The sequence below is a fragment of the Gammaproteobacteria bacterium genome (assembly GCA_036383255.1).
In the GTDB taxonomy this organism is placed as follows: Bacteria; Pseudomonadota; Gammaproteobacteria; order Natronospirales; family REEB76; genus DASUBN01.
Genome location: DASVOS010000013.1, coordinates 91,088 through 106,864, shown reverse-complemented (window position 1 = coordinate 106,864; position 15,777 = coordinate 91,088). Strand labels below are relative to the sequence as shown.

At 63.9% G+C, this 15,777-nt stretch carries 9 protein-coding genes; 7 read left to right on the top strand and 2 right to left on the bottom strand.

From position 1 onward, the window contains the following. Positions 1-4: 4 nt before the first annotated feature. The 7 genes from VF651_08830 (at position 5) to VF651_08800 (ending at position 12,872) form a co-directional block, all read left to right on the top strand. Entirely contained in the window at positions 5-1,414 is a 1,410-nt protein-coding gene (locus VF651_08830; GenBank protein HEX7965808.1) for an MBOAT family O-acyltransferase, read from the top strand. Positions 1,415-1,683: 269 nt separating this feature from the next. Beyond that, entirely contained in the window at positions 1,684-6,048 is a 4,365-nt protein-coding gene (locus VF651_08825; GenBank protein ID HEX7965807.1) for an RHS repeat-associated core domain-containing protein, read from the top strand. Positions 6,049-6,537: 489 nt separating this feature from the next. Further along, a complete protein-coding gene (locus tag VF651_08820) occupies positions 6,538-7,605 on the top strand; it encodes a hypothetical protein (protein HEX7965806.1) in 1,068 nt (355 codons plus the stop codon). 70 nt (positions 7,606-7,675) lie between these two features. Further along, positions 7,676-8,824: a DGQHR domain-containing protein gene (locus VF651_08815; protein HEX7965805.1), complete on the top strand. Its 1,149-nt coding sequence runs from the start codon at positions 7,676-7,678 to the stop codon at positions 8,822-8,824. 155 nt (positions 8,825-8,979) lie between these two features. Next, positions 8,980-9,894 (top strand): AAA family ATPase, encoded by a 915-nt coding sequence (locus tag VF651_08810; protein ID HEX7965804.1) that lies wholly within the window; start codon positions 8,980-8,982, stop codon positions 9,892-9,894. A gap of 3 nt (positions 9,895-9,897) precedes the next feature. Beyond that, entirely contained in the window at positions 9,898-10,890 is a 993-nt protein-coding gene (locus tag VF651_08805; protein HEX7965803.1) for a DUF58 domain-containing protein, read from the top strand. Further along, on the top strand, positions 10,887-12,872 hold the full coding sequence (locus tag VF651_08800; protein ID HEX7965802.1) for a DUF3488 and DUF4129 domain-containing transglutaminase family protein: 1,986 nt from the start codon (positions 10,887-10,889) through the stop codon (positions 12,870-12,872). The genes VF651_08805 and VF651_08800 overlap by 4 nt, the downstream gene beginning before the upstream one ends. On the opposite strand, the gene VF651_08795 is transcribed toward VF651_08800, so the two are convergent. Further along, positions 12,844-14,112 carry an MFS transporter gene (locus tag VF651_08795; protein HEX7965801.1) on the bottom strand — a complete coding sequence of 423 codons (1,269 nt, stop codon included), beginning with the start codon at positions 14,110-14,112 and terminating at the stop codon, positions 12,844-12,846. The two genes, VF651_08800 and VF651_08795, sit on opposite strands and share 29 nt — an antisense overlap. Before the next feature lie 55 nt (positions 14,113-14,167). Beyond that, the gene (locus VF651_08790; protein ID HEX7965800.1) at positions 14,168-15,766 is read right to left on the bottom strand and encodes a peptide chain release factor 3; all 1,599 of its coding nucleotides are present in this window, start codon (positions 15,764-15,766) and stop codon (positions 14,168-14,170) included. Positions 15,767-15,777 lie beyond the last annotated feature (11 nt).

Sequence of the window (15,777 nt, the reverse complement as noted above, 5' to 3'; positions counted from 1 at the left end):
CCGAATGCTTTTCAATTCCCTGACCTTCCTGGTCTTCTTCGTCGTGGTATTCGGCCTGCACCGGCTGATCCCCGGCTGGGGGGGCAAGAAGCTGCTCCTGCTGGCCGCGAGCTACGTCTTCTACGCCGCCTGGAACCCGCCCTACGTTGCGATCCTGCTGTTCTCCACCTCCCTGGACTGGTGGCTGGCGCGGCTCATCTGGAAGAGTGAGGACCCGCGCCGCCGCCGGCTGCTGCTCACCCTGAGCCTCGTGGCGAACCTTTCGCTGCTGGGCTTCTTCAAGTACGGCAGTTTCCTGCTGGACAACACGCGCCTGCTGCTCGGCGCGCTGGGCGTGGACTACCAGCCGCCGGCACTGGACATCGTGCTGCCCATCGGCATCTCGTTCTACACCTTCGCTTCCTTGTCTTACACGATAGATGTCTACCGCCGCGAGGTGGAGGGCGACGCCGGTTTCCTCGACTACGCGCTGTTCGTGAGCTTCTTCCCGCACCTGGTGGCGGGGCCCATCGTCCGCGCCCGGCAGCTGCTCCCGCAGATCAAGGTGCCGCGCACGGTGAGCCGCGACCAGCTCGGCTGGGGGCTCACGCTGGTGGTGCTGGGCCTCTTCACCAAGACGGTGCTGGCGGACTCGGTGTTCGCGCCAGTGGTGGACGCGGCCTATGGCACGCCGGGCATGGGCGCGCTGGAGAGCTGGGGCGCGGTGCTGGGCTTCTCAGGCCAGATCTACTGCGACTTCGCCGGCTACTCGCTCTGCGCCATCGGCCTCGCGCTCTGCTTCGGCTTCGAGTTCCCGGACAACTTCCGCTATCCCTACGCCGCGCGCGGCTTCTCGGACTTCTGGCGGCGCTGGCACACCACCCTCTCCAGCTGGCTGCGGGATTACCTCTACGTGCCGCTGGGCGGCAATCGCCACGGCGAGGGGCGCACCTACCTCAACCTGATGCTGACCATGCTGATCGGCGGCCTTTGGCACGGCGCCTCCTGGATGTTCGTGCTGTGGGGCGGCCTGCATGGTGCCTACCTCGCGGCGGAACGGGCGCTGCGCGGAGCCGGACGGGACGCGCCGCTGCCGCGCGGCAAGGACTGGCTGTTCACCGCGTTCACGTTCCTCATGGTGACGCTCACCTGGATACCATTCCGCGCCAAGGATGCCCACACGGCGGGCACGGTGTTCGCCGGATTGTGGCGTCCCGACATCGCGCCCGGGGTGGACTCGGGCAGCCTGCTCATCTGTTACGCGGCCATGGCGCTATTGCTGGCATGGCAGTTCCAGAACCGGGACATCAGCCTGGAGGAGCGCTTCGCGGACTTCAGCACCACGCTGCAGGCCGCCGTCGTGGGCGCCTGCCTGGTGGCGATCTTCCTCTGCTCCGGCGGCGACGAACGTGCGTTCATCTATTTCCAGTTCTAGCCGGTACTTACGTCGCTTACATCGTTTGCATTAGCTAAATACTGCATCAAGTCCAACAGTCTTACGTCGCACCAATATGCGACGAACGTCACATTTCCCTGATTGACACCATCGCGAAATAAGCGCTTAGATAGTCGCGCGCTAGGAAAGGGGAATCTTGCACAGGGAACGTGCAGTCACGACATTCGTCTCCCTGTCTGGATCACATCATCCCGTTCTCGGGAAATCAAGCCGTTGTTGCCTCGAGCAGCTTCGGCGGGGAGTCGAGCATGCACGCCTCTATCGTGGGGAAATTCCCTGTCTTGAAGCTATTGGCACTGATGCTGGTGTTCATCGCCGGCATGGCTGCATCGGGCTTGGCCCAGGCAGAAACATCCACCATTACCTATCCGGCAACTTTCAAGATTGCCCCACCGGATGTCACTAGCGGTATTTGCGTCGGCACGTACCCAAGTCTCGGAGCTGCACAGGCCGCTTGCATTGCCAGCTATCCATGGATCGCACCAGGCGCGAATGGCTTGACATACCGGCATGAGATTGCGGGAGGCTGGGTCCAGGACAACCACCAGACCTGGCATATCCCAGCTCACTATTGCGCGATCAATCCCACCACTGGCATATGCGGCCCGTGGAGCAATTACAACGACTCTCTGAGCATATCGTGCCCCAAGGGCGGTAATTATGAAGATCCCGATGCTGGGATACATATCCCCGAATCATGCGTAGTGCTGGCAGGAGCTTGCCCTGCTGGCCAGCAGACAGACCCAGTCACCAACCAATGCGAAGCGCCGCCGCAGCGCAATGCAGGCACGCCACCCAAGTGTACACAGTGCGTGGGTAATCCCATCAATACCGGTATCGGGAACAAGTTGCAGACCGTGACGGACTTCAAGGGAGGTGGAGCGTTCCCGCTGGAGTTCACCCGGACATACAACAGTACCCTCGCCAATGCGGGCACAACGGCCATCCATGGCGCCATTGAGAACTTGGGTTACGGTTGGACCAGCAACGTGGCGGGCCATCTCTACGTCAACCCCTATTGGAATGGCACGACCACGTGCCAGTCGACCGTGTCCCCATTCAAGATCTATAGCTGTCCCGAAGCCAGTGCGCCGATTTACGTGGAGTTGATGCTTTGGCATGCGGATGGCAGCCAATCGGTGTTCCGATATAGCTCTTCCGCAGCTCCTGACGGCACAGCTGCGACTCCGGAACCAGGTACTAAGGGACAGCTCTATTTCATCGATCACCTGCCATCGCCCCTGAGCGTTTGGACGGGATATGAATACCGCCGGGACGACGGTTATACGGAGTTCTACGATGTCAAGGGCCGGCTCGCCATCGTGCGCAAGCCGGGAGGCTTGCAGCAAGTCTATACCTATGACGGCGCCGATCGCCTGACCACCATTACCGACCCTGCAGGACGGACGCTGACCTTCACCTATGACGGCTTGAAGCGCGTCCTCACCATGAAGAACCCGGCAAACGGGACATATACCTTCAGCTATGGCACCAATGGCAGCATCAGCCAGATCAAGTACCCGGACAACAGTATCGTCAAGTATCTCTACGAGAACACCACCTTCACCCGGGCTCTGACCGGCATCACGGACGAGAACAACAACCGCTACGTCACCTGGGGCTACAACGCCCAGGGCCAGGCCACATCATCCGAACATGCGGGCGGCGTGGACAGCTTCAGCATCGTCTACAACGTGGATGGCAGCGCTGACGTGACCGAGCCCACGGGGCTTAGCAGGCACCTGACGTTCACCACTGTGAACATGGTGAACCTAATCACGGGTTCTTCGGCACCTTGTACCGAGTGCGGTGACACGAGCCAGAGCGTAAGCTACGACGCCAATGGTTACGTCAGCAGTATCACGGATTACAACGGCAACGTTACTAACTATGTGCATGACAGTACAGGTCTTGAGACTTCTCGTACTGAAGCTTATGGCTCAGCTCAGGCACGTACCATCACCACCACCTGGGACACTGCTCTCAGGTTGCCTACGCTCATCACCGAACCGGGTCGCACCACGGCCTACACTTACAACACCGCTGGGTACGTCCTCACCAAGACGGTAACCGACACGGTCACGAGCGAAGCGCGCACTACCACCTATACCTACAATGCTCAGAACCTGATCTATACGGTAGATGGTCCGCGTACCGATGTAAGCGATGTGACCACTTATGCTTATACGCCGGCAGGGGACCTTAGCAGCGTCACCAATGCCTTGAGCCAAGTGGGCCAGATCACCGCATACGACAGCAACGGTTATCCCACGACCATCGTGGATCCCAACGGCGTACCCACGGCGTTGACATACGACCTTCGCCAGAGATTGCTAACTAAGACGGTGAACACCACCGAGACTACACAGTTTACCTATGATCTCGCCGGCAATCTGACCAAGGTCACTCTGCCTGATGGGGCGTATCTGCAATACGGCTATGACAACGCCCACAGGATCACGAGCATAACCGACAATCTAAGCAACCAGATTGTTTATACGTTGGATAATTTGGGTAATCGCACTACGGAACAGACCAAGGATCCGGCAAGCAATATCGTCAAGACCTTGGGCCGCGTGCATGACAACAAGGGCTATCTCTACCAAATCATCGGCGGCATGAGCCAGACGACGACCTATACGGATGATGGTTTGGGAAATCCAACCATCATCACTGATCCGATGACAAATCCGACTGGCCAAACATTCGATGCCTTAAATCGCCTGACGATGGTCACTGATCCTGCCAGTGGGGTAACCACCTATGCGCTGGATGCTTTGGACCACACTACGGATGTCACCGACCCTCGCGGCCTCAATACCCATTATGACTACGATGCCTTTGGGGATGTGGTGGAACTGGACAGCCCCGATACGGGCACGACGACTTATACCCATGATCTAGCCGCCAACCGCCTGACCAAGACCAATAACGCCAGCGTCACTGCGACCTACACCTATGACTCCTTGAACAGGCTCACATCCATCAGCTATCCCGATACCAGCAAGAACGTTACTTACACGTATGATTCGGGGACCTACGGTAAGGGCCACCTCACAGGCATCGCCGATGCCAGCGGCACCACGACATACACCTATGACGCTTGGACGAACCTGACCCAGAAGGTGGTGGTGGAAGGCGGACAGACCTTCACGGTGGGATATGGCTATGATCTTGCCAACCGCTTGGCGAGCATCACCTACCCCAGCGGCATGGTGGTGAGCTATACCCGAGACAGCACGGGGCGCATTACTACGGTGACGGGAAATAGCAATACTGTCGCCTCTTACATCACCTATAAGCCGTTCGGCCCTGTTTCTGGCCTGACCTATGGCAATGGCCTTGTGGAAACCCGGACCTATGATCTGGATTACCGGATGACCGGCATATCGATCCCTAGCATCCAGGGGCTGACGTTCGGCTACAACGCCAACGATGACATCACTAGCATTACCGACAGCATCACGACCACCAACAGTCAGACACTGGGTTACGACAGCCTAAACCAGCTGACTTCGGCAGTCAGTGGCACCGGCGGTTACGGCAGCCTGACCTATAGCTACGATGCCGATGGCAACCGCACTTCACTCATCAATGGCGCAGGTACTGCCGCCTATACCATCGATACTCTCAGCAACCAGCTCCAGAGCATCAGTGGCGCTACTACAGCCAGCTATAGCTACAACAGCATCGGCGCACTGGATGATGACGGCACCAATCAGTATGCCTATGCGGACACGGAGCGGCTGGACACAGTGACGGATATCGCTACCAGCACTACTGTGGCAACGTTCACCTACAATGGATTGGGGCAGCGTACAGGGAAAGCTACGACTGCCGGCGCATCACTATTCGTCTATGACGAGAGTGGGAACCTGCTTGGTGAGTACGATAGCGGCGGAAATTTAGTCCAGGAACATATCTGGCTTGATGGCAGACCGATTGGCGTCATTGATCCAGTCGCCCTCTACTATGTACAGACAGATCAGCTTAATGCGCCTAGAGCCGTGACGAATGCAAGCCATAGCGTCATGTGGAATTGGAATAGTGATCCATTTGGTGCCGGAATGCCCACAGGCGGCTTGACGTACAACTTGCGATTCCCCGGCCAGTACTATGATGCAGAAACGGGGCGTAACTATAACTATTATCGAGACTATGACCCAGGCACTGGTAGATATAGCGAGAGCGACCCTATTGGCCTTGGTGGCGGAATAAATACGTATGGGTATGCATACGAGAATCCCGTAGCGAACGCAGATCCATCTGGTAAATCGCCATTCAGCGCAGCCGTCGCAACTGACATCGTGCTTGGTGGACCTGAGAATCCAATTGCAGATGCCGTCGCAGCAGCTGTATATGTGGGTTCAGCAGCGTGGGCTGCCTGGGAACTATATAACGCGATGCATTCTGAGCCTGTACTTCCTGATGTCAATCCAGGTCGCGACTGTAAAGGAAACTGCAAGCCGTGCCCACCAGGAATAAAGTGGTATGTGCCAGGCCCGGGCCACGGCCATCCGAACGGGTTTTGGCATGAAATAAAATATAATCAAGATCCCGCCACATGCATGTGTTATGCCGACCGGCCAAGTCAAGGACTTAAGGGACACTAAGGTAGTCTATGGATAACATAACGAAAGATATGCTTCGATTTAAAGAAGCATTGCGCCATATCTGGAATGTCTATTTTCTGGACTTGGAAGAACCGAGATCGCCAGAGAAGTTGATTGCATTCCAGTCTATCGAGCGGGAATTATTTCGAACGCTGATACTAGATAGACGTGGGGCTTCTGCAGAAGCAAACAATTACCACAGCAAACCATCATCAAGGATTGTCGTCCGACCTAGACAACATCTAACAGAAATTCCTATTCAATTCGGGAATCGCGATGCGAATCAGAATATGACCTGGGAAATGCCCGTGGTATTGAAGACGTCAGAAATAGTGCGGTATTACTTCGTCGATTTCTTTGACTGGAACCCATACGGCCATATAGATTTGGCGTACATACGAGCATGGGACCATATTAGTAATCGAACCGCGCTAGTCGCGCAGATGTATTGCGACTTTGAATTCCATAAGTAATTCTTCCAATAACTTTATGCAACAACGCCTGCCCCGGTTGCACTGGGGCATAGTTCTGGGCGGTGGACTCGCGATCTTGGCCGCCTTCATGGGCGTGATGGAACTGCGCCTGGGGGCGCGCGGCTTCAAGCCCAGCGTCATCGATTCGGCGGGCCTGTGGATGCGCGAACGCGAGCGCGCGGCCCACCTGGGCAGCCGTGCGCTGATCCTGGTGGGCAGCTCCCGCGTGCTGCTGGACACGGACCTGGACACGCTGCGACGCGAGACGGGACTCGAGCCCGTGCAGCTCGCGGTGGACGGCAGCTCCTTCGTGCCGGTGCTCCAGGGCCTGGCGGGTGATCCGCGCATCACGGGCACGGTACTGGTGGACTTCGCCCAGAACGTGCTGACGGTGCCCGCGAAGCGGGACGCCGCCTATGACTACCAACGCGCCTACGAGCAGGGACTCGGACTGCCGGACTTCGAGCGCAGCGAGGCCTGGCTCGCGGACTTCCTGCACGGGCACCTGCGCAGCTATGCCGACGGCACCCGGCCGCTCACGGCCCTGCGCCTGCGCATCCTGCACAAGGGCCCCACGCCCCAGTACCTGCGGATGCTGCCGGACCGGGAGGTGTTGGCGGACTACAGCCGGGTGCCGCAGCCGGCCTTCTACTATGGCCGCATCATGCGCAACCTGGGGCAGGCGGTACCGACGGAGGGACGCTCCTACCGGGACATCGAGCGGGACTTCGCCGCCCGCATCGCCGCGCTGCCGCCTTTCGACGACCGGCTGTTCCTGGAGTCCCTGCCGGCCATGGCGGAGATGACCCGCGCCATCCAGTCCCACGGTGGAAAGGTGATCTACGCCACCTATCCCACCAGCGGCTACATCCGGCTCATCGACGACAAGCGCTTCCCGCGGGCCCTGTTCTGGGACCGCTTCACGGCCGCCGTGGCGGCCCCCGCCCTGAACTTCGAGGACGCGCCCGCACTCAGGGGCTTCTATTGCCCGGATGGCTCGCACCTGGACATGCGCGCGCGGGCCCGCTTCACCCATGCCCTGGTGCAGGCCCTGAACCTCGGCACGGCGGCAACCACCCCGTAACCGGCTCGGGCTTCCGGTGTACCCCGGGGGGTAGTGCAGTTTATGATGTTGCCCCCTACCGGAGGCCCCCATGCTGGCGACCCAGGTCCGACAGAAAGACGGCGTGTTCTACTTCGCGGCCTATCCCGTGGAGGACCTGCTGGCCAAGGTGCAGTTCATCAGCCGCTTCTACGGCGAGGGTGAGCAGATCGCCCCGGAGAAGCCGGCCGAGGGCGACGAGATCGCCGAGTTCATCGGGCACATCGAGCACTCCGACAAGGCCTTCCAGCGCCAGCTGGGCCGCGCCAAGGTGGCGGCCCTCAAGAACTTCTACGAGACCGCCGCCAGCCAGCCGCCGATCCCCGGCACCGTGCTGCTGTTCACCAACGAGCGGCTGGACTTCGATCCCATGCAGGGCTTCGAGAGCGTCGGCCACCTGCAGGAGCCCAAGGGCAAGTACCTCATCATCGACGGCCAGCACCGCCTGGCGGCCCTGAACTTCTACCGCAAGGACCGCCCGGGCGAGGCCCGCACCATCAGCGTGCCCTGCGTGATCTTCGACGGGCGCAGCGAGGACTTCGCCACCGAGATGTTCGTCATCATCAACTCGACCCCGACGCGCATCAACAAGAGCCACCTCATCGACCTGTACGAGCGCGTGTCCTGGGCGGCGCCGGAGAAGAAGTTCGCCGCGCGCATCGTGGAGAAGCTCTACTCCAGCGGCGACAGCCCGCTGCGCTACCGCATCAACCGCCTGGGCGGCCGCGCCCAGCGCCAGAAGTGGATCCTGCAGGCGGAGCTGTTCAACGAGCTCAACCGCTGGATCAGCGCAGACTGGAAGTCCATCGAGCGGCGCGGCGCCGACGACAAGGAGGCAGAGCGCTTCTACCGGGTGGTGCGCGACTTCCTCAAGGCGGCCGAGACGGTCTGGGGCGAGGCCTGGGGCCACAACTCCTACATGATCACCACCTCGGTGACGCTGAAGGCCCAGCTGCGCGTGTGCGCGGACCTGGCGCCGCAGGACGCGACGCCGGAGAACGGCCGGCTGGAGCGCTGGACCAAGCGTCTCGCGCCCTGGACCGAGCAGAAGCGCATGTTCCGGGCCGAGGGCTTCTACGAGCGCTTCCCCGCCAAGGGCCAGGTGGAGCGCGTCTCGCGCATCCACAAGGAGCTGCTGCGGGCCGCCGGCATCGAGCCCTTCGTCCGCTCCCAGGGCAAGCGCAAGCCGGAAGCGCGCTGAAGACCCAAGCCCCGCGCGGAACTTCCCCGCCGCCCGGCAGTCCATGGACTGCCCGGGTCTTTTGGCATAAGGTCTAACCGGAGGTAGTTATGGTCGCGGACACGCGGGCAGTGGCGGCGGAGAGCCGCCTGCAGCCGGCCCAATACGCCGCACAGATGCGCAAGCTGGAGCAGGCGCTGGCGGAAGCCAACCGCATCGTGCTCGGCAAGGACGCGCAGATCCGCCTTTGCATCGCCTGCCTGCTGGCGGGCGGGCACCTCCTCATCGAGGACATACCGGGCGTAGGCAAGACCACGCTGGCCCACGCGCTGGCGCGGGTGCTGGGTTTGAGCTACCAGCGCATCCAGTTCACCAGCGATCTCCTGCCCGCCGACATCATCGGCGCCTCCATCTTCGAGCGCCAGAGCGAGAGCTTCCGCTTCCACCCCGGACCGATCTTCGCCCAACTCATCCTCGCCGACGAGGTGAACCGCGCCACCCCGAAGACCCAGAGCGCCCTGCTCGAGGCCATGGAAGAGCGCCAGGTGACCGTGGACGGCGAGACCCGCGCGCTGCCGCAGCCGTTCTTCGTGATCGCCACCCAGAACCCGCTGCAGCAGGTGGGCACCTTCCCGCTGCCGGAGTCTCAGCTGGACCGCTTCCTGATGCGCATCGAGCTCGGCTACCCGGGCGAAGACGCGGAACGCGACCTCCTACGCGGCCGCGACCGGCGCGAGGTGCTGGCGGACCTCAAGCCCGCGCTGGAGCCGCGCGACCTCGCCTCCCTGCGCGAGGCCGCCTCGCGCGTGCACGTCTCGGACGCGCTCCTCGACTACCTGCAGGCGCTGGTGCGCTACACCCGCGAGGGCAACCGCTTCGAGAACGGCCTGTCGCCGCGCGCGGCGCTCGGCCTCAAGCACTCGGCCCAGGTGTGGGCGCTGCTGGCGGGCCGCAGCGGCGTGCTGCCCGAGGACCTGCAGGCGGTGCTGCCGGGCGTGGCGGGCCATAGGCTGCATCCGCGCGGCGGCCGCGAGGCGCCGCCGGCGGCGCAGCTCGCGCGTGAACTGCTCGAAGCCGTCCCGATCCCCTAAGCCATGTTCGCCAAGGCGCGCGCGTATCTCCGCCGCCGCATCCGGGAATGGGCCAAGAGCCGCCAGGGCCCGGACGGACGGCGTGTCACGATCGTGCAGCGGCGGCTGTACATCCTGCCCACGCCGCAGGGCTTCCTGTTCGGCCTGACCCTGCTGGTGATGCTGCTCGGCTCCATGAACTACGCCAACAGCATGGGCTTCATGCTGACCTTCCTGCTCGCCTCCCTCGCGGTCATCGCCATGCACGCGTCGCACTCCAACCTGCTGGGCCTGGAGCTGGTGGCGGCCCATGCCGAGCCCGTGTTCGCGGGCGAGACCGCGCGCTTCCACGTGGCGGTGCACAACCCGGGCCGTCACGCGCGCGTGGCCGTGACCCTGAGCGCCGAGCAGGACGAGCGCACCATCACCAGCGACGTGCCGGCGGCGGGCCAGAACCTGGCGCCGGTGCCGCTCGCCACCGCCCGCCGCGGCTGGCAGCCGCTCGGGCGCCTGGCGCTGGAGAGCAGCTATCCCTTCGGCCTGTTCCGTCCCTGGAGCTGGATCTACATGGACTGGAAGGTGCTGGTGTATCCCGCACCCGCGGAACAGGCGCCGCCCCTGCCGGAGCCGCTGGGCGGCCAGGGCCTGGGCAAGCCCAACGACCAGGGCGAGGACGACTTCAGCGGCCTGCGCCAGTACCAGCGCGGCGATTCGCCGCGTCGCATCGCCTGGAAGGCCTCGAGCCGCCAGCAGGAACTCCTGACCAAGCGCTTCTCGGGCACCGGCCAGCAGACCCGCTGGTTCGACTGGGCGGACCTCGCCGGGCTCGACGACGAGACCCGCCTCTCGGTGCTGTGCCGCTGGGTGCTGAACGCCCATGCCGCCGGCATGGCCTATGGCATGAAGCTCCCCGGGGCGGTGTTCCCGCCGGCGGCCGGCGAGGAGCAGCGCCTGCGCTGCCTGGAGGCGCTGGCGCTGCACGGCATCTCCATCGCCGACGAAGAGGAAGCGGCGTGAGCGCGGTGATCATGCCCATGGAAGAGGAGCGCAGCCTGGAGCGCCAGCGCCTCGGCTGGTCGCTGCTGGCGCTGGCGGTGATGGCCGCGCCCCACGCGCTGCACCTCGCGCCCTGGATCAGCATCTGTGCATCGCTGCTGGCGGCCTGGCGCGTACTCGTGGAACAGCGCGGCTGGAAGCTGCCGGGACGCTACCCGCGCTACGCGCTGGCACTGCTCTGCTTCGCCGGCGTGCTCGCCACATTCCATACGCTCAACGGCCCGGAGGCCGGCACCGCGCTGCTGCTGCTGCTGGCCATGCTCAAGCTCATGGAGGCCAAGGGCCTGCGGGACTACTTCATGCTGGTGGTGATCGCCTACTTCCTGGGCATCGCGAACTTCCTCTACGACCAGAACATCGAGCTCGCGCTCTACATGCTGCCGGCGGTATGGCTCGCCACCGTGGCACTGCTCAACGTGGCGCACCCGGACCCGGAACGCAGCTTCGCCACGGCGGTGCGCGGCGTGTCGCGCTTCCTCCTGCCGGCACTGCCCATGGCGGCAGCGCTGTTCCTGCTGTTCCCGCGCATCTCGGGGCCGCTGTGGGGCTTCGGCTCCATCAAGCACGCCGGATTGACCGGACTCACCACCAGCATGTCGCCGGGGGACCTGAGCCAGCTCGCGCAGTCCGACGAGGTGGCGTTCCACGTGAAGTTCGATGGCCCGGCACCGCCGCGCAACCAGCTCTACTGGCGCGCCCTGGTGCTGCACGAGTACGACGGCAAGACCTGGAGCAGCGGCAACCTGCCCTGGCGCGGCGAGCCCAGCGCCGTGAGCAGCGGCGCGCCCATCCACTACCAGGTGACGCTGGAACCGAACAACCTGCCGCTGCTCTACACCCTCGACCTGCCGGTGAAGCTGCCGGCAGAGACCCAGCTCTCGGCGAGCTACGAGGTGCAGGCCCGCGGCGCCGTCACCGAGCGCAAGCTCTATGAGGTGACTTCCAACACCCGCTCCCGCTACGGCGCCGAGACACCGCGCTGGATGCTGCACCGGGACCTGGCGCTGCCGCGCGGCGGCGACCCCGAGACCCGCAGCCTGGCAGCGCAGTGGCGCGCCTCGGCCGCCTCCCCCGAGGAGGTGGTGCGCGACGCCCTCGCCATGTTCCACGACCAGCCGTTCCACTACACGCTGCAGCCGGGGCCTCTCACCAGCGGCAACCGCATGGATGAGTTCCTGTTCCAGACCCGCCGCGGCTTCTGCGAGCACTACGCCGGCGCGTTCGTGTTCCTGATGCGCGCCGCCGGCATCCCCGCCCACGTGGTGATCGGCTACCAGGGCGGCAGCCAGAACCCATTGGACGAGTACTACGTGGTGCGCCAGCAGGAGGCCCATGCCTGGGCCGAGGTGTGGATCGCGAAGAAGGGCTGGATCCGGGTGGACCCGACCGGCGCGGTGGATCCGGCGCGGGTGGAAGAAGGCATCGCCGACTCGCTGGCGTCAGAGGATATCGCCGGTTCCATGTACCAGCGCTATCCCTGGCTGGGCGCTATGCGCAACAGCTGGGATGCGCTCAACAGCGGGTGGAACAACTGGGTGCTGGCCTACGGGCCGGAGCTGCAGGCGAAGTTCTTCAACAAGGTGGGCCTCCGGTACGGCGACTGGCTGCAACTCGCGCTGGTGCTCGGGGGGCTCGTGGGCGGCCTGATGGCGCTCTACTGGCTGTACCTCGTGTGGGAGCGGCGTCCGCCGCCGCTGCCGCCGGTGGCCCGCGAGTACGCGCGCTTCTGCGCGCGCCTCGCACGGCTGGGGCTTCCACGGGCGGCCTACGAGGGCCCGCTGGATTATGCGGCGCGGGTGACCGCGGCCCGCGCCGACCTCGCGGGAGAGGTGATGGCGATCACCGGCTGCTACGTGGAGCTGCGCTACGAGGAGCGGGGCGACGCGCGCGGCTTGCGCCGCCTCGTACGCTCCTTCAAGCCGCCACGCCGGCCTTCCCGCTAGCAGGCTTCACCAGGGTCAGCAGCGCGGCGCCCACGGCGAACAGCAGGATCACCGACAGGATGGAGACCCGCGGGTTGTGGGTGGCGACGCTCACCACGCCGATCAGCACCGGCCCGATGATGGCGGCGAACTCGCCCAGCATGTTGTAGAAGCCGAAGAACTCCCCGGCCCGCTCCGGCGGCACCAGCCGCGCGTAGTAAGAGCGGCTGAGGAGCTGCACCCCGCCCTGCACCAGCCCCACCATGGCCGCCAGCAGGTAGAACTGCCAGGCGGTGTGCATGAAGGCGGCGAACACCGAGACGAACACGTAGACCGCGAGGCCGATGAAGATGCCGCGCTTGGGGCCGATGCGCTCGCCGATACGGCCGAACAGCATCGCCGCCGGCACACCCACGAACTGCACCAGCAGCACCGCCAGGATGAGGTCGGCGGTGCTGAAGCCGATGGCTTTGCCGTAGTCCACCGCCATCTGGATGATGGTGTTGACCCCGTCGATGTAGACCCAGTAGGCCACGAGGAACATGAACACCGGCTTGTAGCTGCGCACATGGCGGAAGGTCTCGCCCAGCTGCGCGAAGCCGCGGCGCACCGAGAGCATGAAGGGCTCGCCCGAGGCGGCCGCGGCCGGTTCCGGCACCCAGAACCACATGGGCAGCGCGAACAGCAGCCACCACACCGAGACCAGCATGAGGATGAGCTTCACCGCCGCGGCCGCGTCCGGCAGGCCGAACAGCGCGGGCTTGAGGCTCATGGCCACGCCCACCACGAGGAACAGGCCGCCGCCCAGGTAGCCGGCGAAGTAGCCCACCGCGGAGGTCATGTCGAACTTGCCGGGCTCCGCCACGCTCACCAGCATGGAATCGCCGAACACGTTGCCCCACCAGTAGCAGACGTTCGCCGCCATGTAGAAGGCCATGGCGAGCTGCCACTGGCCGAGTCCTACGAAGTGCAGCAGGAACACCAGCACGGCGCCGATGACCGCGGAGGCCAGCAGGAAGCGCTTCTTGTGGCCGCCCTTGTCGGCGATGGCCCCGAGAATGGGCGCCGAGAACGCCACGATCAGGCTGGAGAGGGAGTTCGCGAGGCCCAGGCGGAAGGTGCTGAGGCTGGGATCGACGCCGTGGTTCCAGTAGTCCTTGAAGAAGATCGGGAAGAACACCGTGACGACTGCGGTGGTGAAGGCGTGGTTGCCCCAGTAGTAGAGCGCCCAGCCTTTCACCTTGCGGGTCAGTAGTGCCATGGTGCCGTCTCCCCGTTGTGAGCGGCTAGCCTAGCATGGCCTCGCGACAGAATGACTATGCGGCGGCGGCGGTGTCCGTGCCGTGCTCGCGGGTCTTGCGGAAACGAAGCTCGGGCCAGCGTTCCTGGGTGAGCTGCAGGTTGACCATGGTCGGCGCCACGTACACCAGGCTGTTGGTGTGGTCCAGCGCCAGGTTGTCGAAGGCCTTGTCACGGAACTCCTGCAGGCGCTTGGCATCGTCGCCCTCGACCCAGCGGGCGGTGGCCACCGGTATGGAGTCGAACACGCATTCAACGCCGTACTCCTCCTTGAGCCGGAAGGCCACGACATCGAACTGCAGGAGGCCCACCGCGCCCAGGATAAGGTCGTTGTTGCGCATGGGCTTGAAGAGCTGGGTCGCGCCCTCTTCGCAGAGCTGCGCCAGGCCCTTGCTGAGGGCCTTGGACTTGAGCGGGTCCTTGAGCACCACGCGGCGGAAGATCTCCGGCGCGAAATTGGGGATGCCGGTGAAGGTCAGGTCCTCGCCCTGGGTGAAGGTATCGCCGATGGCGACGGTGCCGTGGTTGTGGATGCCGATGATGTCGCCGGCATAGGCTGCCTCCACCCGCTCGCGCTCGGCGGCCATGAAGGTCAGGGCGTCGGCGATCTTCACCTCGCGGCCGATGCGCACGTGCCTGACGCGCATCCCCGGCGTGTAGCGCCCCGAGCACAGGCGCACGAAGGCGATGCGGTCGTGGTGCTGCGGGTCCATGTTGGCCTGGATCTTGAACACGAAGCCGGTGAGCTTCTCCTCGACCGGGCTGACTTCGCGGCTCAGGGTGGCGCGGGCGCGCGGGCCCGGCGCGCTGGCGACGAAGCCATCCAGCAGCTCGCGCACCCCGAAGTTGTTGATGGCGGAGCCGAAGAACACCGGCGTGAGCCTTCCGGCCAGGTACTCCCCGAGGTCGAAAGCGTGGGAGGCGCCCTTCACCAGTTCCACCTCGGCGCGGTAGCTGTCCGCGTCGTAGCCCAGGAGCTCGGTGGCCTCGGCGCTCATGAGGCCCTGGATCACGCGGGTCTCGCCCAGCTTGCCGCTCTTCTCGCCCTCGTAGATGTGGATGCGGTCGGTGCCGAAGTGGTAGATGCCCTTGAGAGCGCGGCCCATGCCGATGGGCCAGGTGATGGGCGCGCAACGGATCTTGAGCACCTGCTCCACCTCGTCCAGCAGCGACATGGGGTCGCGGGCCTCGCGGTCGAGCTTGTTGATGAAGGTCATGATGGGCGTGTCGCGTAGGCGGCACACCTCCATGAGCTTGATGGTGCGCTCCTCCACGCCCTTGGCGCAGTCGATGACCATGAGGGCCGAGTCCACCGCGGTGAGGGTGCGGTAGGTGTCCTCGGAGAAGTCCTCGTGGCCGGGGGTGTCCAGCAGGTTGACGATGCAGTCGCCGTAGGGGAACTGCATCACCGAGGAGGTGACGGAGATGCCGCGCTGCTGCTCCAGCTTCATCCAGTCGGAAGTGGCATGGCGCGAGGCCTTGCGGCCCTTGACCGCGCCGGCGAGCTGGATGGCGCCGCCGAACAGGAGCAGCTTCTCGGTGAGGGTGGTCTTGCCGGCGTCCGGGTGCGAGATGATCGCGAACGTCCGCCTACGCTGGATTTCCTGGTCAAACATGGACGTGGGCC